The sequence below is a fragment of the Mesorhizobium sp. M7A.F.Ca.ET.027.03.2.1 genome (assembly GCF_003999175.1).
GTDB lineage: Bacteria > Pseudomonadota > Alphaproteobacteria > Rhizobiales > Rhizobiaceae > Mesorhizobium.
In genome coordinates this window covers 1-899 of the sequence record NZ_RZOM01001585.1, presented here as the reverse complement: position 1 = coordinate 899, position 899 = coordinate 1, and the positions used below count along the sequence as shown (strand labels likewise).

Annotated in this window: 2 protein-coding genes; one reads left to right on the top strand and one right to left on the bottom strand. The window is 61.2% G+C overall.

The features are described from left to right. Positions 1-489 (bottom strand): polysaccharide biosynthesis/export family protein (locus EN750_RS36605; protein WP_145968301.1); only part of this gene is annotated, 489 nt, incomplete at its 3' end. Positions 490-749: 260 nt separating this feature from the next. Between EN750_RS36605 and EN750_RS41770 the strand changes: the two genes are divergently transcribed. Then, the coding region (locus EN750_RS41770; protein ID WP_189526764.1) for a Wzz/FepE/Etk N-terminal domain-containing protein at positions 750-899 on the top strand (150 nt) is incomplete at its 3' end.

Here is an 899-nt window from a genome sequence, read left to right as displayed (position 1 = left end):
CACCTTGCCGTTGATGTCGCGGGTGATGTCGACGCTTTCCTGGTTGGCGCGCGCCGTGAAGCCGCCGGCAATGGCGATTGCCTTCTGCACCGTCAGGCCGGGAACATAGGAATATTGGCCGGCGGCACCCACTTCGCCCATCACGAAGATCGGCCGGTAGCGGTCGATCTCGACCGAAACGTCGGGATCGCGCAGATAGCCTTGCCGCAATTTGTCGGCGATCTCCTTTTCCATCTGCTGCGCGGTGTGGCCGCGCGCCGGTATGGCGCCGACAAGCGGGAAGGAGAGATAGCCGGATTGATCGACACTGTAGGTGTTGGTCAGCCCGTCCTGCTCGAACACGGTCACGCGGACGCGGTCGCCGGCGCCAAGACGGTAGGGCTGATCGAGCACCTCATGGAAGGCGGCCGGCGTCGGCCGGTAGCTGGAACAGCCAGCCAGCATCGATACGGCAAGCAGCGCGCGAAACAGGGAAGCAGTGCTTTTCATGACCGGACAAGTACCTTCGACTGGGCCGCTGCGGCGTCGCAGCAAACATCAGGGATCGAGGCCCGTTATCATCCTGTTAGGGTTAATGGCCGGTAAAGGGAGCGGCCGACGCGTGGCGCATCGGCAAGAGTTTTTGTGATTCTTGGCGGTTTTGTTTGCCGCCCGCCAGTAAACCCTAACGGAAACTTACCACGATCTTAACGGCTGAGTTACCATAGTTGTTTACGGTGCGTGCTGACCCAGTATCGGAGTAGGGATGCATGTCCGTTCAGTCCGCGGCCGCAGATGTCGATGTCGATCTCAGGCAGCTCTTCGCCAGCCTGGCGAGGAACTGGCTGCGTTTAGTCCTCGTCGTCCTGTTGGCAACCGGGCTGGCCTTTGCTTTCGCCTCGCTGGCAACCCGGCACTAC